The organism is Lentzea terrae (assembly GCF_003265345.1).
GTDB classification, from domain to species: domain Bacteria; phylum Actinomycetota; class Actinomycetes; order Mycobacteriales; family Pseudonocardiaceae; genus Lentzea; species Lentzea terrae.
In genome coordinates this window covers 162085-185707 of the sequence record NZ_QFWW01000020.1, presented here as the reverse complement: position 1 = coordinate 185707, position 23623 = coordinate 162085, and the positions used below count along the sequence as shown (strand labels likewise).

7 protein-coding genes are annotated in these 23623 nt (G+C 71.2%); 6 read left to right on the top strand and 1 reads right to left on the bottom strand.

Annotated elements, in window-relative coordinates:
* The first annotated feature begins 2063 nt into the window (after positions 1 to 2063).
* The 4 genes from DI276_RS22920 to DI276_RS22905 all read left to right on the top strand — a co-directional run bounded on the left by DI276_RS22920 (position 2064) and on the right by DI276_RS22905 (position 19776).
* Positions 2064 to 16562 (top strand): hypothetical protein, encoded by a 14499-nt coding sequence (locus DI276_RS22920; protein WP_157984879.1) that lies wholly within the window; start codon positions 2064 to 2066, stop codon positions 16560 to 16562.
* Entirely contained in the window at positions 16552 to 17157 is a 606-nt protein-coding gene (locus DI276_RS22915; RefSeq protein ID WP_112266604.1) for a type VII secretion system-associated protein, read from the top strand. Before DI276_RS22920 ends, DI276_RS22915 begins: the two co-directional genes overlap by 11 nt.
* A 122-nt stretch (positions 17158 to 17279) precedes the next feature.
* Positions 17280 to 18503 carry an FG-GAP repeat domain-containing protein gene (locus DI276_RS22910; protein ID WP_157984878.1) on the top strand — a complete coding sequence of 408 codons (1224 nt, stop codon included), beginning with the start codon at positions 17280 to 17282 and terminating at the stop codon, positions 18501 to 18503.
* A gap of 163 nt (positions 18504 to 18666) precedes the next feature.
* Positions 18667 to 19776, top strand: coding sequence for a sulfite oxidase (locus DI276_RS22905; RefSeq protein ID WP_112266591.1), 1110 nt, complete (start codon positions 18667 to 18669; stop codon positions 19774 to 19776).
* Here DI276_RS22905 and DI276_RS22900 read toward each other — a convergent pair.
* On the bottom strand, positions 19773 to 20756 hold the full coding sequence (locus DI276_RS22900) for a LacI family DNA-binding transcriptional regulator (RefSeq protein WP_112266589.1): 984 nt from the start codon (positions 20754 to 20756) through the stop codon (positions 19773 to 19775). The two genes, DI276_RS22905 and DI276_RS22900, sit on opposite strands and share 4 nt — an antisense overlap.
* Before the next feature lie 73 nt (positions 20757 to 20829).
* Here DI276_RS22900 and DI276_RS22895 point away from each other — a divergent pair, with 73 nt between their 5' ends.
* Complete coding sequence (locus tag DI276_RS22895; protein ID WP_112266587.1) at positions 20830 to 22023, top strand: MFS transporter; 1194 nt, start codon at positions 20830 to 20832, stop codon at positions 22021 to 22023.
* The gene (locus DI276_RS22890) at positions 22020 to 23594 is read left to right on the top strand and encodes an MFS transporter (protein WP_112266585.1); all 1575 of its coding nucleotides are present in this window, start codon (positions 22020 to 22022) and stop codon (positions 23592 to 23594) included. Before DI276_RS22895 ends, DI276_RS22890 begins: the two co-directional genes overlap by 4 nt.
* Positions 23595 to 23623 lie beyond the last annotated feature (29 nt).

Below are 23623 nucleotides of genomic sequence, written 5' to 3'. Positions count from 1 at the left end.
GGGCGTCGTCCGGTGAGCGTCCTGTCATGAGTGCGTCTCCCGTCGAGCGTTCGTCTGTGACGTCGCCGGAGAGGCCGTCGTCGGTGGCACCCTCGCCGTCACTGGCGCCGTCGGAGCAGCGGCATGGGGTGACGTCGGGTGAGCAGTCGTCTGCCGCGTCGTCGACTGGGCGCTCGTCCGGCCAGGCTGCTGGTACCTCGTCGGAGCAACGGTTTGGGCCGTTGCATGGTGAGCGGTCTGCTCCTGCTTCGTCGGGTGATCGTCCATCGGGCACGTCGTCGGTTGACCGTGGTGCTGGGCCGGTTTCGTCTGGTGAGCGTCCTGTCATGAGTGCGTCTCCCGTCGAGCGTTCGTCTGTGACGTCGCCGGAGAGGCCGTCGTCGGTGGAGCAGCGGCACGGGGCGTCGCCTGGTGAGCGGCCTGCTGTTGCTTCGGGTGATCGTCCGTCGGGCGTGTCGTCGGTTGAGCGTGGTGCTGGGCAGGGTTCGTCGGTTGAGCGTTCGTCTGGGGCGTCGCCAGAGCGTCCGTCCACGAGCTCGACGCCTGAGGTGCGGACGACCCCCTCCTCGCCTGCGGGGCGGAGCGACCTCACTGGATCGCAAGGGCAGTCCGGGCGTGAGGCTGTGCCTGGGGAGTCCCGTGGTCAAGCCGTGGACGCCGGCGCGAGGCCGGGTCGTGGCGCGGGCGAGCCCGTGTCGCCCAGCGAGGGACGCGCGTCGGCTGGTACTTCTGCCCGTGAGTCGGTTGGGGGGACGGCTGAGTCGCGGAGTTCGCACGCCACGCCGACGGCGGACAAGCCCGTTGAGCAGCCGACGCGTGGCTCGTCGGACCGAGGGGACACGCCTCCGCCTTCCGATCGGAACGCCGAGTCGACGAGTCCCCGCCGCACAGGCGCGGGCGACACCGCGGCGGACCGCACGACCGAACAGGCTCGGACCGGTGGCGGGGCGCGGGAATCGGCGGTCGGGGAGGAGCAGGCGTCCAAGCCACACGACGTCCGGACTCCGCTGGAAGTCAAGACGGCGCTGGACGGGCGGAGCCAGGTCGATGCGCCTCGGGCAGGGGACACCACGGCTGGTGACGGCGCGGCGCCGAGCAGGTCGGCTGAGACCACGACGGGCGATGCGCCGGTGGAGGACGTCCGGTCCGCCGGCGACGGGTCTGCTCGCACGGTCGAGCCTGACGGCGCTGTGGATTCGCGGCGCTCGCAGGAGCACTCCGACGACGGCACTTCGGCCGGAGCGGATTCGTCGGCCACGCGTTCCGGCGAGGTGGGTACTGCCCCGGCCCAGTCTCGCGACGGCGCGACTGCCTCGGACGAAGCCGGCGGCCGACCGTCGTCGGTGGCGCGCGAGGTCGGTGAGCAGATGGCGCCCGCGCGGGGTGACCGGACGGCGGCCGGCGATCAGTCGATGGATGCCGTGGATCGCCGAGCCACCTCGACGGATCAGTCGAAGGAGGTCGAGGGTCGCACGGGCGCGTCGACGGGTGAGGAGTCGGCTGCGGATGGTGTGGCGGCGTCGCGGGATGCGGATCGTTCGGCTGTGCCGCCAGCCGCGGATGGTCCGCTCGCGTCGGCGGATGCGCCGGACGTTGCGGACCGTTCCACCGCCTCGACGGATGTGCCGGAGGTTGTGGATCGTCCGGCTGCCTCGACGGATGCGCCGAGGACTGCGGACCGTTCCACTGCCGCCAGCGATGTGCCGGTGGTTGCGGAGCGTCGGGTTGGGTCGGCGGACGTGCCGGAGGTTGTGGATCGTTCCGCTGCTGCTACGGATGCGCCAGGGGTTGTGGATCGGTCTGCTGCCTCGGCGGATGTGCCGGTGGCGACGGATCGTTCCACCGCTGCCAGCGATGTGCCGGTGGTTGCGGAGCGTCGGGTTGGGTCGGCGGACGTGCCGGAGGTTGTGGATCGTTCCGCTGCTGCTACGGATGCGCCAGGGGTTGTGGATCGGTCTGTCGCCTCGGCGGATGTGCCGGTGGCGACGGATCGTTCCACTGCCGCCAGCGATGTGCCGGTGGTTGCGGAGCGTCGGGCTGGGTCGGCGGATGCGCCGGAGGTTGTGGATCGTCCGGCCGCCGCGGATGCGCCGAGGGCTGTGGACGGTCCGCTCGTGTCGGCGGACTCGCCGAAGGCGGCGGATCGGTCCACCGCCGCGACGGATGGGCCGAAGGCGGCCGACCGGCCGGCCACCTCGGCGGACCGGCCCGCGTCGCCGAGCCGCGGCGACCGCGTGGGGGTGGACGAGCAGCGGCCCACGACGTCGTCCGGGCCGGAGCGTTCCACTGCGGGCCAGAACGTGCAGCAGCGCCCGGTCACCACTGGCGGCCGTGCTGCCACGAGCAGCGGTGCCGAGCAGGTGGCGACGTCGTCGCAGGGCAGGCCGGACACGGAAACGCGTCCTGTGGAGCAGTCCGAGCGAGGTCGGACGGCCACCTCGCAGACCACTCCGTCCACCACCACAACCACTGCGCAGACCACCCCGTCCGCCTCACAGAGCGCCAGGCCAGCGTCGTCGCCTGAGCACGCCTCTTTGGTGCCCGGCCCGCTGGACGCCGTGAACCCGCCGAGCGCCCGCCGCGCCGAGGAGCCCGGCCAACCGGCGCAGGCCAGCGAGATCACGCCGGAGCGTCAGCCCGACACGACGCCGCAGACCCCCGAGCAGCAGCCGCCGAACCCGCCGGCTGGTCCCGCGACGCCCGCGGACCGCGTCGAACGGGCGAAGGTCGAGCGGCCCAAGGTGGACGGGAACATCGACGGCAAGGCGGTGCGGGAGGCGATCGTCGGGCTGCTCAACCTCAAGGACAGCCGGAGCGACCGGGTTCTGAAGGCGCTCATCGAGCAGCAGTTCTCCGACGACAACCTGAAGAAGCACTTCCACCGCGCGGTCGACGGCGGGCTCATCGTCGACCTCGGCTCGCGGCGGCGCAGCGCTCCGCAGATCCGCCTCGACGTCACCTCGCTCGGTACGCCGCCCAGCAGCCCGACGCGCACCACGGCGGACTTCTCCAGTTCGCACAGCCGCGACCCGCAGAAGACGACCCTGTCGAACGCGCGGGCGCTGGTCACCACTGGCGAGCGCACCTTCCGGATCCCGTTCAAGATCGCCGCGCTCACCTTCAAGTTCGGCGGGATCTTCAACGCGCGCGGCTCCGACATCACGCTCACGAGCACCACTAAGGGCGAGACGAAGGTCGAGCAGAGCGCTGTGCCCGGTGAGAAGGCGCAGCACGACGTGCAGTTCACGATCACCGCGCGCAAGCCGCGCACGCCGAGCTTCCTGCCGTTGCAGCCGGTCAAGAAGACCGACAACGTGTCGGTGCCGGTGACGCTGGTGTGGCCGGAGTCCACTCGGTCGGCGACCCCCGAGGCCGCCGCCGCGACACGGCTGGAGCGCCCGCAGGACGTCGTCCACGCGGACTTCGCCGGTTTGGGCGACATCTACCACGCGGTGGAGAAGCAACTGGGCGGCTTCCCTCCGAGCTCCAGGGGCGCGCGCGGGCTGCGGGACTGGCTGCACACCCTTCCCGCGACGGCACCGGAACTGCTCAGCGGCAAGCCGCAGCGCGCGTCGTTCAACCTGCCCGGCCGCAAAGGACGCACGGAGATCATCGTTTCGGTCACCGAGCCGAAGACCACGCATCCGGGCAGCCAGGCAGACGGCACCATCACGCGCTCTCGCGAGGCCGACGCCGAGACCAGCTCCGGTGAGACGGTGACGCGCCGCCGCGGTGGCGCCATCGGCCTGCAGATCGGCACCTTCCAGAAGAGCGTCAACCCCGGCGGCGGCATCGGCCCCACGCTGGGCTTCTACCGCAGCACCGCGACCGAGTCACGCGTCACGCAAACGGTCCACGAAGAGTTCTCCTCCACCTACACCGGCCCGGTGACCAGGCAGGACGTCCGGTTCGAGTTCGTCGTGCGCGTCGGCGACGGTCAGCACCGCGCGGAGACACCCACCAGCGAACGCGGTGAGGGCAGGCCTTCCGTCGCGGACGACCACGACATGTCGCGGCCGGAGAACTCCGACGGCAGGAAGGCCAAACCGGTCGATCCCGCGAAGGTGCGCCACTACGAGCCCGACACCGTGCTCAAGGTGGACGGCAAGGCGACGGTGTGGAGCAAACCGCACGACGCCGCCGCCACTGGCAGTGAGACCACGGCCGCCCGCCCCGCGGACGAGTCACCGGCCGTGCCGCCCGGCGTGGACACCTCGCGGGTGCTGGACCGGGTGGACGCCGACCACCGGCTTCCCGAGGAGACCATCTCCCACCTGACCGGCGCGGTGATCCACCGGCTCGAGGCCGACGGTCTGGTGCGGACCGGGCAGCTGGCCGAGGTCGAGCAGAGCTTCCGGCGGTTCCTGGAGGACCACGCGCACGACCTCGTGCGCGGTGGCGACGGGGTGCGGTTCCCGCTGAAGGCCATCCACGGGTCGGCACCTGACGTGTTCGTGCGCGCCCGGCCGGACCTTTCGCAGCCCAAGTACGCCGGCGTGGTGGAGAGCGAGACCGGCACGGGCAAGGTCCGGGGCGAGCACAGCGACAGCATCGAGGTCGGCAAGAGCACCGAGGTGTCCGCGAGTGTCGCGGGGTCCGGCACGCTGGCGAAGAAGAACGAGTACACCCGCACGGGCGCGGTGACCATCGGCTACGAGGGAACGTTCAAGGACGCCAAGCAGATCAAGCACGAGCTCGGACACGAACAGGGCACGGCGAGCGAACGTCCGCTGCACCGCGTCCGGTTCCCGGCCGAGTTCGAGATCCGCTTCGGCGGGCGGTGGGCCGAGCCCGGCGAGCCGATGCACGCCGAGGCCGCTCACCGGTTCCGCAGCGAGATCGAGGTGGTCGCGAGCGAACGTCCGGTGCCGCTGGACGACTCGGCCGGCGCCACCCCGGCCGGCGACACCACGCCCGACTGGCACGACGGGGAACCGCAGCAGTTGCAAGATCAGCGGCGCGCCTACCTGCCGCCGCGGGTCGAGCTCGACTCCCTCAAGCCGGTGCCGGAGATGCTCGGCACGGTCGCGTCGATGATCGACGCCCCGAAGGAGGCGAGCTGGCTCACCTACGTCACGGCGCCGTTGTCCGGCAGTCACCCCGCCCGCTTCGACGAGCACAAGGGTCTCGGGCCGGCGAGTCGCCAGGAGGGCAAGCTCGACGAGCGCAACGCGGCTCGAAACGCGCTGGAGGCGTTCACGAGCACGTCGTCGCGCGCGGCGCGGTTCGAACGCGCGGCGCGGGGCGAGGACTTCGTCGTGCTCAAGAGCCACAACCGGCCCGGCGCGGTGGCGAACCGGGAACGGACCGCGCGGGTCGAACTCGCGACGGAGCTGGCGAACCCGAGGATCGTCGCCGTCGACGCCGCGCACAAGTTCTCGGCCGGCGACGTCACCGGGAGCGGGGTCACGCGGAAGGAGACGGACAGCCACGGCGTCAAGGCGAGGGTCGACTTCGGCAACTCGTTCCCGGTGGGCGCGGACAAGGCGACGCCCACCGTCGTCGCCAACGCGAGCGGCGGATATCTCTGGGGCAAGGAGGGCACGCAGGGCGACACCGTCCGGTCGACCGCGACCGCGACCCGGTCCGAACGCGGCTACCTGGTCAGCTTCGACGCGACGCACAAGGTGCACACCAGGTCGCAGCACACGTGGCACGACATCGCCGGCTTCGGTCACCAGTGGCCGGTGCCCGTCCGTGAGGAGACGAAGTGGGTGCACGTGCCGGACGCCGCCACGGTGTGGGTGCCCGCGAGTGAGATCCACCGCGTCGGCGAGCTGCTCGAGGGTGACCTCGCCAAGCTCGACCCGGCCGAGGCGGACCTGTACCACCGGGAGAACGCGGCCGACAGCACCGCGGGTGAACCGGCACGGGACGCCGGTGAGGAGTCGGCGCCCCGCGACGAGCAGCCGGAGCGCGACGACCTGCGCCCGCCGGCCGACGTGGGCAGGGGAACCGGCCGCGTCGAGGTGTACCGGCCGGAGTCGGGCAAGGAGCTGCTCGCCCAGATCGCGTCACGGCTGGCGGACTGGACGAACCAGCCGGAGGCGCTGCGCCCGGCCGGGCTCGTCGACCTGGCGCGGCAGCTGGTCGGCGGGCCGAGCAGGCGGCAGGTCGAGTTCGAGCCCGTCAACGACCGGCTGGTGTCCGACGTGCTCGGCCCGCGGCTCGTCGGTGCGGACTTCAACGCGGCGTTGCGGGAGATGCTCGGCAACGGCCTGCCGATCTTCCTGCCGGGCCGTCGCGCCCTCGGCAAGATCGAGCAGCTGGTGGTGCTGACGGCCGAGCTGGGCGACGGCCACTACCACCGGACCGTCACCGGCGAGAAGGTCGACGTCGAGCTGAAGACGACGGACTCGTCCGGCAAGAAGACCAACCGCGGCTGGGTCGTGGAAGGCGGGCTCGGCTTCACCGCCGGTCGCGCCAGGCCGGGCGGCTTCGGCTGGGGCCTGACGCAGGGCGGCGCGCTCGCGCACACCCGCAAGGGCGAGATCGAGATCGGTCAGGAGCACGGCGAGAAGGTCACGTTCACGAACGAGGCCGACAGCGTCGAGTTCCTGCACGACCTCAAGGTCAAGATGGAGGTCTACTCCTACGCGCGCTCGGGCGCCTACCGATCACTGCTGCCCGGCGCGCGCCGGATGGCCGACCACTTCGAGGGCACGTTCGAGCTGAGCGGCGCTGTCCGGTCGTCTGTGCCGGTCGATGAAGCTGTTTCATTGGTTGGTCGGGATCCGCGCCCGCCGCTGTCCGAGGCCGAGGGTTCGCTGCGGGACTGGCAGGGCCAGGAAGGGCGCGAGCGCGGCCTGTCCGACGACGCCGTGGTCCGCCCGTTCGACGCCCCGAAGCTCAACGACGCGATCCGCTCGCTGGCGGGCGGCGGCAACGGCAGGCCGATGATGTCGCCGCGCGCGATCCACGAACTGCAGGCGGCGACGACCTCGCCGATGCTGCGCGCGCACCTCGGCGGACTGCTGTCCGCCGGCGGCCACGAGGTGCCGTTGTCCAGCGGCGGCGTCAAGAACGTGCGGATCTCGCTGGACACCGTCAAGCGCGAGCTGGTCGAGGTGCTGGAGAAGCCGGCCACCCCGACCGTGACCGACAAGGGCACGGCCGCGTACACGCGTTCGGCCAAGGTCGAGCTCAAGGGCTCCTCGTCGTCCACCGCCAACGAACCGCAGCTGAGGGGAACCGTCCAGCGTCCCAGCGAGACGGTGCACGACGTCGGGTTGAAGCGGGAGTGGGAGAGGTCCGTCGCGGGCGAGTCCTCGACGACGAAGGAGAAGGACGACCCGTCCACTCAGGACGGTGCGGAGAACCGCCGGTACCTGGTGCGGCTGACCCCCACGTGGGAGATCACGCCCGGCTACCGCAGCTCGCGCGCACCGGGGGAGTGGAGCGCGCCGATCCGGACCGAGGCGGACCGGCCGGTGCTGATCGAGACGAACCGGGAGGGGTTGCGGCGCCTTGGGCTCGACGATCCGGCTGCGGCGGCGCTGGATCCTGCGGAGGGGGCGGGCTCATCGCGTGCTGGGGACGCCGTGGAGGGGGCGGGCTCGTCGCGTGCTGGGGATGCCGTGGAGGGGGCGGGCTCGTCGCGTGCGGAGGACCCCGCGGAGGGGACGGGCGCGTCGCGTGCGGACGAACCCGCCTGGATGCGCGACGGGCACGAGCGTCAGCCGCTGGAGACGATCCCGGAGGAGGACGAGCTCGACGCTGCCGGTTCCGAGCGGGAACACGACGCCGCCGTGGAAGGTCGTGCGGTTGCCGCGCCGGCCGGACTGCGGACCGTGTCGGATGGTGATGGGACGCGGTCGCCGGTGCGTGAGAGCGAAAGTGGGTCGGCGTCGCGGGCAAGCGATGTCGAGTCCGAGTCGGGTGTTGGTGGTGGGGATCGGTCGCCGGCACGCGAGGGCGATGTGGAGTCCGGGCGTGGCAGTGGTGATGCGTCGCCGGTGCGTGAGGGTGGGTCGCCGTCGCGGGTGAGCGATGTCGAGTCCGAGTCGGGCGTTGGTGGTCGGGATCGGTCGCCGGCACGCGAGAGCGCGAGCGACACGCAGGCCGTCGCTGACAGCGGTCGTGGTGCCGAGGCGGAACCGTCGCGGGTGGACTCGACGTCGTCGCGGGAGTCCGAGCTCGCGGACGTGCCGGGCCGGGTCGACGAGTCGGCGACCTCATCGGAGTCCGCCCGGTCGGCCGATGAGACCGGCCGTGAGGCGCCGCGCCGGGGCACCACGCTCGCCGATTTCCTGCTCCAGGAGCGGGAAACCGAGCGAACGTCCAGCCAGCGGGAGTCGGCGGATGCGCTGGAGTCGCCCAGCCGGCGGGAACCGTCCGACGAGCAGGAGACGCCGGGTCAGCAGGAGTCGTCCAACCAGCCCGAGTCGTCCAACCAGCCCGAGTCGGCGAACCAACCCGAGTCGTCCAACCAACCCGATTCGGCGAGCCGGCCGGAGTCGGCGAACCAGCCGGGCCCATCAAGCACGCCGGAACCAGCCGCACGCCCCGCAGCCGCCGAAAGCAGCACCACCCCGCACCGTCCGGAAAGGACTCCGAAGCGCCCGTTCCTGCGGCAGGTGCGCAGCCTCCTCGGCTTCGACCGCAGCCGGACTGTGGAGGGCGTGACGCTGTCCGGCGTCGACCAGGCGACTGGCCGGCACATCAGCTTCACGAGCGCAGACGTGCGGTTCCGCCGGATCGAGGGCAGGGACGGCGGCACGGTGGGTCTCTCGTTCTCCGAGGATCTCCGCAACGAGGGCGACGGCCACCTCGGCACGATGACCCACCGCGAGCGCACGATTCTGTTGCCCGAGGGGGTGCGCACCGCGGAGGAGAGTTCGCGTGCGGCCGCCGCGGGGCAGGCGCGCTCGGTTCGCACGCCGTGGCCTGAGCGCAGCTTCTACGTCAGCACGCACGGGTACCCGAACGCCTTCGGTGTCGACCTCAAGGACGGCCGGTGGGTGCACGTTTCCGGCACGGACTTCGGGCATCTGCTCAACGATCTCCGTCCGTTCCGCAAGGCGTTCGACAGCGCCAGGCCCGAGGCGCTGACCCTGCTGGTGTGCAACGTCGGGCAGATCGACGCGCCCGGCGGTGCCGCGCACGACCTTCAGCAGGCGCTGGGACAGTTCGGGCGGCGGCAGCCCGTGGTTGCGGCGACCAAGCCCATGGGCTCGACGTCCGACCCGAACTCCGGCACGTGGGGCACCTACATCACCGACGGCGGGCAGTGGCGGGTGTTGTCGTCCGGGCCCGCGCAGGTGTTGGGCACGGATGTGCAGGGACGGCGCCGTGCGTTCGACGCCGATTCGGTCGAGGCCACCCCGGTCGTGCGGGACGGGCGCACGATCGGTGTGTCGTTCCGGCCGGACGAGGCGCACATCCCGGACAGAGCGCCCGGTTCGGACCGCACGCTCTTCGTCGACGCGGACCCGACGGGCGACGGCCGGTTCGTGGTGCACACGCCGGACGGGCCGCTCGCGGTCGACGGCAGCACGTTCGGTCGGATCGCGGCGAGTTCGCAGGTGTTCCGCGACGCGGTCGCGCAGGAGCGACCGGAGGCGCTGGTCACGGCGAATCCCGCGGCTGACTTCGCGGCCACCGTGCACCGGGAGTTCGGGACACCGGTGTTCGAGCCGAAGCAAGACGGCGGCTGGAGCATGCACAGTCCCGACGGGCCGATGGTGTCCGGCATCGACGACGCCGGACACAGGCGGCTGGTGCACGCGGACGACGTGCGGTCCGCGCCGCTGCACCAGGACGGCCGGCAGGTCGGGGTGTCGTTCCACGACGAGTCCGCGCATCCGGTCATCGAACAGCGGGAAGACTCGTTCGTCATCGCCGCGGACGGGACGCCGGACGCGGTGCGGGTGCAGCTGCAGGACGGGACGCACCTGCGGCTCGGCGGCGAGGAGTTCGCGCACCTCGTGGCCGCCACGCGGCCGTTCAACGACGTGCTGGCCGATCCCGCACGGGCGGCGGGCGTCACCGGGTTCACCCTGGTCGCATCCGGCACCGGAGCCGGCCTCGCACACGACTTCCAGGCCGCACTGGCGGAGACGCACGGCCACCTGCAGCCGGTCACCGCAGCGATCGAGGGCGGCGCGTGGCGGTCGTTCCCGGACGGTCCGCTGGAGCCGATGCGGGGCTGGGACCCGGTCACCGAGACCCACGGCTGGTTCTCGCCCAACACGGTCGACGCGACGCCGCTCGAGGTGGACGGCCGGGTCGTCGGCATGTCGTTCCACCCCGACCCGCGCGCGGCCCAGGACTGGGTCGCCGGGCCGGGCAGGGACGTCAGCGAAAGGGTGCCCGGCGACGACACCGGCCTCGACGGCGCACGGCAGATCGGCGACGTGTCGACCAGACCCGCGCCGTGGACGAGCCGGACGTTCTTCGTCGACGCGGTCAGCGGCGACGACGGCTTCCTCGTGACGGCCGACGGCGCACACCGGTACGTGAACGCCGACGACTTCGCGCGGGTGGTCGCGAACTCGGAGGCGTTCCAGCGCGCCGTACGCGACGGAAACGGCGACTCGGTGACGCTGCTCGCGTCCACGACGGGTACCGGTGCGACGGCCGAGTCGTTCCGGCGGACGCTCGCCGACGAGTTCGGCTTCGACGGACCTGTGCACGCCCCGACCGCGGACCTGGAGCTGCGCACCTCAGGCGGAGAGAGCGGCACCGTCCTGCACGAAGGCGGCGACTGGCGCACCCTGCCCGAGTCCGAGGACGCCGCTTCCCGCCGGGCGGAAGGCGAGTTCTTCAACGAGCCACGCGGTGACGACGGCGCCGGTCCATCCCACCAGCAGGAGACGCTGGGCAAGCGCCCGCGTGACGACGACTCGAGCGACAGCGGCGACGAGTGGTCCTCCTCGGACGACGAGCAGCCCGCGAAGCGGACGCGGTACGAGGACGTCGTGTTGCAGGGCCCGCGCGTGGAACTGTCCTCTTTGGACGCCGCGAACGTCGTCCACAACGCGGCGTTCGACGGGCTGGCGCACGGACCGGTGCGGCTGCCGGGCAAGGCGGAGTACCTCGACCTGATCGAGGCGGGCGTGCGGGAGAACAAGCCGATCTCGTTCGTGGTCACGGCAATCGTCGGATTCGGCGGTCTCGAGGACCTGCCGGCGGTGCTGGACGGCATGATGGACGGCGCGAGGGACGCCGACGGCAAGGTGGCGTTCGTCTTCGGTGTCAACGCCAAGGCCGGCAACGAAGCCGCGCTCCACCAGGCGCTGGCGGAAGCGGCGCCGATCGTGCGGGACCGCGCCGAGCCGATCGCGTTGGTGCCGCTGGTGTGGGACGCCAAGAGCTTCCCGTACGGCGACATGCGGAACCGGACGATCGACAGCCCGGCCGGCCGCTGGGCCGTCGGTGCCATGGTCGGCCAGGGCACGCACCCGTACCTGGCGGTGCAGGACTTCGACGCCGGGTCGCGTGCGCTCCGGACCGGCGAACACGTGTTCACACACGTCAACGACCTGCTGCGGATGGGCGGGCCCGACGAGGGCGTCAGGGCCGGCCGGCCGTTGATGATCAGCGGTGGCTACCGGGTCGGTGACGGGGCGGCGTTGGTGCGCGACACCGCCGCGAAGATCGACAGCTGGGAGCAGAAGCTCGGCCAGGACGCGACGGCCAAGGAAAAGGAGGCGGTGCGGAAGGCGCGGGGCAAGGTCGAGGATCCCGGGTTCGCCGAGGAGTTCGCACGGCTGATCGACGAGGACATGCGGGCGCGTGACCGCCAAGTGGGTGCGCACGAGTTGCTGCCGTACACGCCGGAACCGAACCTGTTCGTCGACGCCGTCGCGATCATGGCCGACCCGACTGTCCGTTTTGGACAGGGCGCCGCCGAGTACACCAACCTGGGCCGGACGATGAACACCCTCTACGCCGAGGAGCTCACCCAGCACTACGGCGAGAAGCTCGGGCGACCCGGCGAGGAGCCCGATGCCGTGGTCGAGCGGGCGCGGGTGGAGGCGCAGAACAACCGGCATCCGTTGCGCGGCCCGGCTTTCACGACCGACTTCCTCGGCGGTGCGATCGAGACCGACCTGTCGCGGCTGGCATTCGGGTGGGTGAAGGACGGCAAGCTGCCGCAGTCGCACCTCGACCTCACGACGGTGGTGAACCGGTTCTTCGGCGGGGACAACCCACAGGCCGACCGAGCGGCCAAGAAGGGCATCAAGCTGGCCGACTACCGCAAGGACTTCTCGAAGAAGGAGCACGAGGCCCGGGAGCCGCAGCAGATAGCCGCGGCGTGGACCGTGCCGGCCTCGGACGTGCTTCATCTCGGCGGTGGGGACCACAACACGCTGAACCGGGCGATCTCCGCGCCGTTGCAGGGTGAGTTCTCCGGTGTCAGCGCGGGTGTGCAGGGCGAGCACAAGACCGTCGCCGCACACGTCCTGGCCACTTCGGACACGAGCACGGCGATGGCCAGGGCACTGGGCTTGATCAGGCATGAGCACCTGCCGGCCGCGCCGTCCGCGCCGCCCGGCAGCCTCTACCGCGCGGTCGACCCCGCCCACGCCGACCGGCTGCGGAAGAGCGTGATCGAGACGGCCGCCGGAGCTCCGCCGAAGACCGCGGCCGCGATCGCGTCGTTCGTGCAGAACCACCCGTACGAACACCACGGGCACCTGGTGAACGCGTTGATCCAGCACCACACGCGGGTCGACGACGCGGACCCGGCCGAGAACGCTCGTGCGGGCCACGCCGACGACCTGGTAGCCCGGCTGATCGCGACCGATCTGAAGAACGACATCGTGATCCACCAGCCGGACGGCTCGACCACTACGCACGCGCCGTTCACGGGCAAGGCCGGACGCAAACCGGTGCACATCACGCACCACGTCGACGCGGACGGTCGCCACACCTACACGCCCGGCGCGCCTTCTGGTGCCGGCAGCAGTGCGTTCCAGCACAGTGCTTCTGGTGCTGGCGTCACCTTCCACACCACCCGTGCCGCGCACATGCCCGTGGCCCAGCAGGTACCCGCGGGATCGTTCAGCCCCGTGCGGGCGGACGTCCCGTTGTCCGGGTTCGACACCACGACCGGCGGGCCGGTGGGCTTCCGCACGTCCGACGTGCAGATCAACCCGTTGCGGGACAACAACAACCGCGTGGTCGGCGCGACGTTCTGGTCGGGCGGCGAGGCGGTGCGCGACGAAGGCTGGGTGCGCAGCCCGCAGGCGCAGGCCTGGCCGGCGAACACGTTCTTCGTGTCCGGCCCCAGCGACGCGAGGAACGCGGGCGTGTGGCTGGCCGACGGCAGGCTGGTGTCGCTCGACGGGCCCGGTCTCGCCCGGATGCTGAACGACGTCCAGTTCTTCCGGTCGGCGGTGGACGCCAACCGGCCGCCGACGTTCGCGCTGCTGATGTCCGAGTCGGCCGCGGTGAACGGTCCCGGCGGGCTGGCCGCGGAGTTCCAGGCCACGCTGGCGAACGAGTTCGGCTACCGGCAGTCGGCGGCGGGTCCGACGCGACCGATGGACCGCGCCGCGCTGGACGGTGCCCTCGTGCCCGACGGCAGCCCGTGGCGGGAAGTCCGGGTCCTGCCGGTGATCAACGACGTGCCGCTGGCGGCGCTCGACCAGCAGGGCAACCCGGTCACGTTCCGCTCGTCGCAGATCGACGTGGTCCCGATGGAGAACCGCGGCTCGGTCATCGGCGCGGTGTTCCTCGACGGACCGTTGCGCGACCACGACCTCAGGTGGGGCAGCCGCGAGCAGTCCGACTACGCGCTGATCAACCGCGCCCCGGGCGACGCGCGCGGAGCCGGCACCGACGCCGTGCCCAGGCCGTGGCCGCAGAACTCGTTCTACGTCGCGACGCACGGCTCGCCGCAGCAGACCGCGCTGGTGCACCTGCACGACGGCACGCCGCTGTACGTCGACGGCGCCACCTTCGCCCGGCTGCTGGGCGACCTGGTGTTCTTCCACCACGCGATGCAGCGCAACCAGGCCGAAGCGCTCACGATGATCATCTGCTACCCGGCCCTGGTGGCGGGACCGGGCGGGCTCGCGCACGACTTCCAGCGCGCTCTGCAGTGGGAGTTCGGTTACGCGCAGCCGGTGCACGCGGCGACGGACATTGTCGGCACACTGCCGCAGGACGACGGGACCTCGGCCGCGAGTGTGGAGAACGGTGGTTTCTGGCGCCGGTTCCCGCCGTTGCCGGTGGCCGCGCTGCCCGCCGATCCCTTCGGCTCGGCAGCTGGACGTCCGTTCGATCCCGCGGAGTTGGCCAGGGATCCGTTCGGGATGCAGGACGTGCTGGATGATCTGCCCACTTCGCCGTTCACGCCGTCGGGCGATGCGTTCGACGCGGCCGGCATGGTGGAGGACCTGGTCGGGCCGGAGGGGCCTGCTCGCGTTGATGAGTACGACCCGACTGAGTCGTTGAACTTGCCGGACGACTTGTTTGACCGGCGGGAGTCGTCGACCCTGCGCGATGAGCCGTATGACCCGACTGAGTCGTTGAACTTGCCGGATGACTTGTTTGGCGGGCGGGAGTCGTCGGGCTTGCGGGATGAGCCGTATGACCCGACTGAGTCGTTGAACTTGCCGGATGACTTGTTTGGCGGGCGGGAGCCGTCGGGCTTGCGGGATGAGCCGTATGACCCGACTGAGTCGTTGAACTTGCCGGATGACTTGTTTGACCGGCGCGAGCCGTCGGGCTTGCGGGATGAGCCGTATGACCCGACTGAGTCGTTGAACTTGCCGGATGACTTGTTTGACCGGCGCGAGCCGTCGACCCTGCGGGATGAGCCGTATGACCCGACTGAGTCGTTGAACCTGCCGGATGATCTGTTCGACCGGCGCGAGTCGAGTCCGTACGACCCCACCGAGTCGCTGAACCTGCCCGACGAGGACGACCTATTCCACTCGTCGAGCCGTGCCGTCCTCGACGGCGGCCAGTTCCGGCACAGCGGGCCGACAGGGCCGGTGCACGCGCCGGACGCCCAGCCCTCCCAGGCCGCGCCACGCGATGCCGTGCGGGCGGACGTCCCGGTGGCAGGGCTCGACACCACGACGGGGCGGCCGACGACGTTCCGAGCGTCCGAGGCGCAGATCGCCCCGCTCGTGCGCGGCAACCGGGTCGTCGGTGCCACCTTCTTCCAAGGCCCAGAAGCCGTGCGCGACGAGAACTGGGTGCGCAGCGGGGCCGCGCCGCAGAACACGTTCGTCGTGTCGGGGCTCGGCAACGCCCAGGTGGTGGGCGTGCGGTTGAACGACGGACGGACGGTGGCGCTGGACGGTGCGAACCTCGCCCGGCTGTTGAACGACGTCCAGTTCTTCCGCGAGGCGGTGGAGGCGAACCAGCCCGAGACGTTCGGGATGCTGGTGTCCGAGGCGTCCCGGGTGAAGGGCAGGGGTGGGCTGGCCGCGGACTTCCAGTCGACGCTGGCGAGCGAGTTCGGTTACCGGCAGTCTGCGGTCGGGCCCACGCGACAGGTGGACCGGGCCGCGCTGGACACGCCCGCGGCCAGGATCGGCGGGCGGTGGCGGGAGCTGCACGTTTCGCCGGTGGTGGACGACGTGGCGTTGCTGGCGCGCACCCGGCAGGGAGTTCGGGTCGGGTTCCGCAGTTCGCAGGTCGACGTGGTGCCGATCGAGTACCGCGGGTCCGTCACAGGCGCGGTCTTCCTCGACGGGGAGTTGCGTCAGCACGACCTGCGGTGGGGGAGCCGGGAGCAGGCCGACTACGCGCTGATCAACCGTCCTGCGGACAATCCAGGGGCTCCGGACGCCGTGCCCAGGCCGTGGCCGCAGAACTCGTTCTTCGTCGCCACGCACGGCACGCAGCACCAGACGGCGCTGGTGCATCTGGTGGACGGCACCGCGTTGCAGGTCGACGGGGCGACGTTCGCCCGGTTGCTGGGCGATCTGGTGTTCTTCCGCATCGCGATGCAGCGCAACCAGGCGGAAGCGCTCACGATGATCATCTGCTACCCGGCGCTGGTGGCGGGACCCGGTGGGCTCGCGCACGACTTCCAGGCCACTATGGACCGGGAGTTCGGCGTCGAACAGCCCGTGCACGCGGCGACGACCGAGGTCTCGACCCTGCTGCTGGACGAGGGGACCGCGGGCACGAGTGTGGAGAACGGCGGTGTCTGGCGTCGGTTCCCGCCCGAGCCGGTCGCGGAGCCCGAGTTCGACGCGGCGGGCATGGTGGACGACCTGGTTGGACCCGATGTGCTCGCCGACCGGCTGGACACGCTGAACCTGCCCGACGAGGACGACCTCTTCCACTCGTTGGGCAGCACGAGCGAGGTGCTGCACGCACTGGTGCTCCAGGCGATTCAGCTGGAGGTGGCGAGCACGTTCGGCCAGGACGGACCCCTGGTGGTGTCCGCGCTGACCGGGCAGGCCGGCGAAAGCGGCGCGGCGCAGGAACTGGAACGCGCGCTGGCGCAGTGGCTCGGAGGCGAGGCAGGCGCGCCGGGTTGGCGCCACCTGGCTCCCGGCCCGGTGAGTGATTCCCCCCAGGCTCAGGACTCGCCGCCCGCGCGTGCGAAAAGCCTGCGCGAGTTCCTTAATAGTGAACATGGCCGATGAAAGTGAGCACGTGGAGGCTCTGATGGCGGAATCCGCCACCGACGAGACACCGGTTCGTCTTGAGGGCGACCAGTGGGTGTTCCTGATCGACCCTTCGTGGCAGGCCGAGAACGGCGAGGCGAAGCCGCCGCTCGAGGCCGTGCTCGGCGGCTGGTTCGTGGCCGAGGACGGTGCGACGAGCCGGTTCCACGCGAACCCCGACTACGAGGCCAGGACGCCGGACTCGCCGACCGACCCGGTGGACGCCGTGCTGCGGCTCGTGATCCGCGGTGAGTCCGAGCCAGACCAGCTGCTCGACGTGATGGCCGAGTCGGTCTTCGGGCTGGCCGTGAACGCCGAGAACACGCCTGTGGTGGTGATGTCACCGGACGACGTGCCGTGCGTGATCGCGGCGACCGCGCCGGCGCACAGCAGGCGCATCGCGGAGAACGAAGGCTTGCAGGACGTCGAGGCCTGGGCGGAGGTCGACCTCAAACAGCTCGTCGGCGTGCTTCCGGAGGAAGGCGTGGACGTGCTGCTCAACCCCGGTGCCTCGTCGTCGATGCGCCTCATCGCCGCGACCTTGCGCGAGGTCGCCGCGAAGCAACAAACCTGACGCGCTCCCGAAAAGCAGTCGCGTGGAACGGGCATGGAACGGCGTGGAACGCCTCAAACCATGACCGTCGAACGTGGATTGCTTTAGGGGGCAATGCTTTGAGACGTAATGCCTGGAGACGTTTGCTGGGCGTTGCCGCGGTGGCGCTCGCGGGCCTGGTGCCCGCGGCGCAGGCCGCGGCAGCGCCCGTGCCGACCGCGAAGTACGCGCTCGCGGCGTTCGGTTACGACCAGGGGTGGAGAACCGAAAAGCACGTCCGCACGCTCGTGGACGTCACGCGCGACGGCAGGGCGGACATCGTCGCGTTCGGCGACGACGGCGTGTGGACGTCCGTCGCGCAGACAGCCGGCGGTTTCGCGCCGGCCAAGTTCGCCCTCGCGGCCTACGGCTTCAACGCCGGCTGGACCAACGGCAAGACTCCGCGCTGGGCCGCGGACATCACCGGCGACGGCTTCGCGGACCTGGTGGGGGTCAGGGCCGACGGGATCTGGACCGCGGTCGGCAACGGCGACGGGTCGTTCCGCACGCCGCGGCTGGTGTCGGGCCCGTTCGGTTCCAACGGCCGCCCCGGCCCGCTCGGATTCCAGCTGGGCGACGCGAACGTCGACGGCCGCATGGACATCTACGCGTTCGCGGACGGCCGGGTGGACATCTCGCTGGCGTCCGGCAGCGGCGGCTACGCGCCGCCGTACGTGGCGACCACCGAGTTCACGACGGGCGAGTTCGACTTCAACCAGTTCAAGCTGGTGAACATCGGCGGCGACAAGCGCCCGGACATCCTGTCCGTCCGCTACCGCCCGAGCGTCGCACCGATGTCGAGCATCGCCCGGCCCGACGGCACCTACGGCAGGCCGCTGCCGGCGAGCGGCGACCAGGACCCGTCGGCGCACGCGGTCTTCCAGGTCGGTGACATCACCGGCGACGGTTACGCGGACGCGATCCGCTTCGGCGGTGACAGCAACACCTACACCGGCCGGGCGCTCGGTGGCGGCACGTTCACCCCGTTCGGTGTGGGCATCAGCTACTTCGGCTACAACAACGGTTACGGCTACGGCACTTCGTCCACGCCCTTGCCGTCGATCGGCGATGTGACTGATGACGGACGAGTCGACATCGTCGGCTTCAGCTCCACCGGTGTCTTCTCGGCAGTGTCGCGTGGTGACGGCACGTTCGGTCCGGCCAAGCTCGTCAACGCGGACTTCGGCGCCGAACGCGGCTGGAGCGTGGCGCAGAACCCGCGGCTGCTCGCGGACATCACGGGTGAGGGAGCGGCGGACGTCGTCGGCTTCGGCAACAAGGGCGTCTTCATCGCGGTGGCCGACGGGTCCGGTGGCTTCGGTGGCTGACGTGTCCCGGCCGTAGGGGAGTACGGCGGGGCAGAGCGAGCGGATCCCCCAGACCGCTCGTTGTGGGGAACGGTCGTGCGCGACTCTTCGGGAAACCGGAGCCGCGCACGACCTTTCTCGTTCTCTGGGATGGCCCCTTGTGGCACGTCCTAGCGTGGAGGGCATGATCTCTCGGCGGGGCGTGCTGATCGCGGCAGGGCTGACGGTGCTACCTTCTCGTGCTGTGGCATCGGCGGCGCCTTCCATAGTGAAGCCGTTGCCCGCCACGGACTTCATCGTGCACGGCAGCAACGCCGAAACGCGCTGGGAAGCCTTGCGCGGCACCGGTTCGCTGACGCCGGTGGCGAAGTTCTTCGTGCGCAACCACACCTCGACGCCCGTGCTGGACGGCGCTGCGTGGCGGCTCCGGATCTTCGGTACCGGGGTCTCCCGGCCGTTGTCGTTGTCGCTGCGGGACTTGCGGGCGTTGCCGTCCTGTTCGGTGGAGGCGGTGATCGAGTGCGCCGGCAACGGGCGGAGCTTCTTCGCCTCGCAGCAAGGGCAGAGCGTCACCGGCACGCCGTGGACGCTCGGCGCGGTCGGCAACGCGCGGTGGCGCGGGGTGCCGCTGTCGGTTCTGTTGCGACTGGCGGGAGTGCGGCGGTCCGCGGTGGACGTGCTGCCGGCCGGGCTGGACGCCGAGTTCGTGACCGGCGGCGTGAACCTCGGTCGGGTGCGGCGGCCGTTGCCGTTGGCGAAAGCCTTGGACGACGTGTTGGTCGCGTACGAGATGAACGGCGAAGAACTGCCGGTGGATCACGGCTATCCGGCTCGCCTCGTCGTGCCCGGCTGGGTCGGCATCGCGAGCATCAAGTGGCTGGGGTCGGTGGAGGTGTCCGAGACTCCGCTGCACTCGCCGTGGGACACGCAGTACTACCGGCTGCTCGGGCCCACTTATCCGGCCGAGGGAACGCTGGTGACCACGCAGGTGACCAAGAGCGCGTTCGAACTCGGGTGGGGTGCCACGGTTCCGGCCGGGCGGCAGGTGCTGACCGGGCGATCGTGGTCGCCTTCCGGAGTGCGCCGGGTTTCGGTTTCCATCGACGGACGGACGTGGCGGCGAGCCACTCCGGTGTCGCGCGGGAGCTGGACCCGGTGGCAGATCCCCTGGCAGGCGACGCCGGGGGAGCACGTGTTGCGGGTGCGGGCCGACGACCAGCCGGACTCGACGCCCTACAACACGCAGGGCTACCTGTTCGGGGCCGTGGTCCGGCATCCCGTCACAGTGGTCTAGGCGCTTTCGCGCACGACCAGCCTCGACGGGAAGAACGTCGCCCGGTCGGCGTCGCAGCGGTCCAGTACCGCCGTTGCCGCCGCCGCGGCGATCTCCTCGACCGGGTGCGTGGAGGTGGTGAGCGCCGGGCGGCTGAGACAGGCGAACGCGATGTCGTCGAATCCGGCGACCGCCACGTTCGCCGGCACCTGGACGCCCAGCGCGTGCAGTCCGTCGAGGACACCGAGTGCGGTGAGGTCGCTGAGGGCGAACACCGCGTCGGTGTCCGGCCAGCGGGCCATGAGCTCGGCGGCCGCCATGGCGCCGCGGGCCGCCGTGAAGTCGCCCGGAACGACCCTGGTCTCGCCGCCGATCTCCTGCATGACCTGGTGGTAGGCGTCGACGGCGCGGTCGCCGCACGGCAGCCAGGACGGGCCGGTGACCATCGCGATCCGGCGCCGGCCGCTGTTCACCAGGTGCCGCACCACCCCGTCGGTGCCGCTGCGGTTGTCCACGTCGAACGACGGCACGTGGCGCGCACCCACCCCGATCGCGGCGACCCGGCCGCGCAAGGCCCGTGGCACGGTCTCCAGGGCCGGTCGCGTCGGGTTGACCACCACGAGCCCGCCGAGGCTGCGGCTGTCCGCCAGCCCGGCGAGTGTGACCGGGGCGCTCAAGGATAGCCAGTGCAGGGAAACGCCGACCTCGCGTTCGGCGGCGATGTGCGCGGCCGTGGTCAGGACCCGGCCCACGTACGGGTCGTCGAGCACGGCGGCGGTGTGGCCGATGACGGCGATGGCGAGGCGGGTGCCGCTGCGCGACGCGAGTGCGCGGGCGGCGGCGTCCGGCACGTAGCCCAGTTCCGCCACGGCCGCGGCGACCCGGTCGCGCGCCCGCGCACTGGCCGGGCCCTGACCGGTGACCACTCGTGAGGCAGTTGCCCGTGACACGCCAGCGGCCCGTGCCACGTCGTCCAGTGTCGCGCTGCGTTGTGCCGTCATCTCGTCAGTATTGCGGTGGAAGCGCTTCCATGGGTGAGGTATGTACGTTGTGGATCGAGAAAGGGGAACCGGAATGACAGTCACGGTGTCACGCAGTGAGGTCCGAGCCGCCGCGGCGGGTGTGGCGGTCACGTTCGGGCTCAACGGCGTCGCCGTGGCGACCTGGTTCGCCCGCGTGCCCGCCGCCCGTGACGCGCTCGGCCTGACGCCGGGTGCCTTGGGGTTGCTGCTGTTGTCGATGTCGGCGGGTGCGTTCGTCGCGATGCTCACCGCCGGCGAGGTCACGCACCGGCTCGGGCCCAAACGCACGGTGTGCGTTGCGGTGCTGGCGGTGTCGGCGGGTCTCGCGGCGGCCGGCGTCGGGATCGGAGCGTTTCCGTCGGTGGCGCTGACCGCGCTCGGGATCTTCGTGCTGGGCTACGGGTCGGGGTTGTGCGACGTGGCGATGAACGTCGAAGCCGCGGAGGTGGAGCGCGCCCTCGGCAAGACGGTCATGCCGCGGTTCCACGCCATGTGGAGCCTCGGCACGGTGGCCGCCGCCGGGTTGGCGTCACTCGTCGCGTGGGTCGTGCTGCCCGTGACGACACATCTCGTCGTGGTGGCGGTGCTGGTCGCGGGCGGCACGTTGGCGGCGGCACGCACCTACAAGCTGGCTGGCGAGGCGGAGCATGGTCGCAGCAGCGGGGTGCTGGCGGCGTGGCGGGAACCGCGCACGTTGCTGATCGGGTTGCTCGTGCTGGTGCTGGCGTTCACCGAGGGCACCGCGAACGACTGGGTGGCGGTGGCGTTCATCGACGGGTACTCGTTCGAGCCGGCGATGGGCGCGCTGGTGTTCGCCGTGTTCGTCACCACGATGACGTTCGGCCGGATCTTCGGCACGATCGCGCTGGACCGGTGGGGCCGGGTGCCGGTGCTGCTGGTCACGATGGTGCTGGCCGCGTCCGGCGTGGCGCTCGCGGTGTTCGGCGGGTCCCCGGTCGTGGCGGTCGCCGGTGTCGCGGTGTGGGGGCTCGGCACCGCGCTGGGCTTCCCGGTCGGCATGAGCGCCGCCGCGGACGACCCCGCGCACGCTGCCGCTCGGGTGAGCGTGGTCGCGGTCATCGGCTACACCGCGTTCCTGGCAGGCCCGCCGCTGGTCGGGTTCCTCGGTGACGAGGTCGGGGTGCTGAAGGCGCTGCTGGTGGTGCCGCTGCTGTTGCTGCCGGCGCTCGCGCTGGTGCCGGCTCTGCGGCGTCCGGTCGCCGGAGGTGTGAAGATCGGGGAGTGACTGTCTCCGCGTGGGCACCCCTGCGCCGCAGCGCCTTCCGGGCGCTGTGGCTCGCCCAGTTCGCCTCCAACATCGGCACCTGGGCCCAGACGGTCGGCGCCCAGTGGCTCATGGGCGACCTCGGCGGTTCCTCGTTGCAGGTCGCGCTGGTCCAGACGGCCACCACGCTGCCGGTGTTCCTGCTGGTGGTGCCGTCGGGAGCGCTGGGCGACATCCTCGACCGCCGGCACGTGCTGATCTCCGGCCAGGCCCTGATGCTCGCGGGTGCCGCTGGGCTGATGCTGCTGGCCGGCACTGATCGGGCGACGCCTACGAGCCTGCTCGGGCTGTTGGCGTTGATGGCTGTCGGCCAGGCGTTGTCGATGCCGTCGTTCCAGGCGATCCAGCCGGAGCTGGTGTCGCGTGAGGAGATTCCGCAGGCCGCGTTGCTCAACGGCGTCAACATGAACGTCGGCCGCGCCATCGGGCCCGCGCTCGGTGGTCTGCTCATCGCGCTGGCGGGCTCCGAGGCGACGTTCGCGTTTAACACGGTGTCGTTCCTCGGCGTGCTGATCGTGCTGGCGCGGTGGAAACGGCCGTCGGACCACCGTCCACTGGGGACGGAGCACATCGCCACGGCGGTGCGGACCGGCGCTCGGTACGTGGGCAGCTCGCCGTTGTTCCGGCGGGTGCTGGTGCGGCTCTTGCTGTTCATCGTGTTCGGCAGCGGGTTGTGGGCGCTGCTGCCGGCGATTGCGCGCGGGCCGCTCGGGCTCGACGCCAGCGGGTACGGCGTGCTGCTCGGCAGCGTGGGCGTCGGCGCGATCGGTGGCGCGTTCGTGGTGCCTAAGTTGTTGCAGCGCATGAGCAAGAACCGGCTGGTGCTGTTCGCGACCTGGTTCTACGCGGCTGCCACCAGTGTCGCCGTGCTGACTTCGAGCTTCGTCCTGGTGATCGTGGCGATGCTGCTGACCGGCGCGTGCTGGATCGCCACGCTGTCGACGTTCAACGCCACCGCCCAGGTGCTGCTGCCGTCGTGGACCCGTGCCCGCGCGTTGGCTTACTACCAACTGATCCTGATGGGCGGCCAGGCGCTGGGCGCCGTGGTGTGGGGTGCGCTGGCGGACGCGTACGACCTGCGTGTCGCCATGATCGCGCCCGCGGTGGCGATGGCTCTGGGCGTGCTGCTGGCGACGAAGTGGTTGCCGCTGCTGGACCGGCCGCTCGACGTCAGCCCCGCGACCTACTGGGACGCGCCGCCCGAGCTGGACGACACCGATGCCGGACCCGTGCTGGTCACCGTGGAGTGGCCGGTCGCTCGGGAGAACGAGGCCGAGTTCATCGCCGCGATGCAACGGGTCGGGCGGGCGCGGCGGCGGACCGGCGCCACGATGTGGGGGCTGTTCCGCGACGCCGAGCGGCCGGAGACGTTCCTGGAGACGTTCACCGTGGCGACGTGGCAGGAGCACCTGCGGCAGCACCTGGAGCGCGGCACGGTCGTGGACCAGAAGAACCAGGAAGCGGCGCGTGCGCTGGCCAAGGACGACCCGCACGTGCGCCATCTGGTCTTCGCGGGGCCCGCGAAACCATAGCTGGGTGCTATGAGCGGAAGGGATGATCG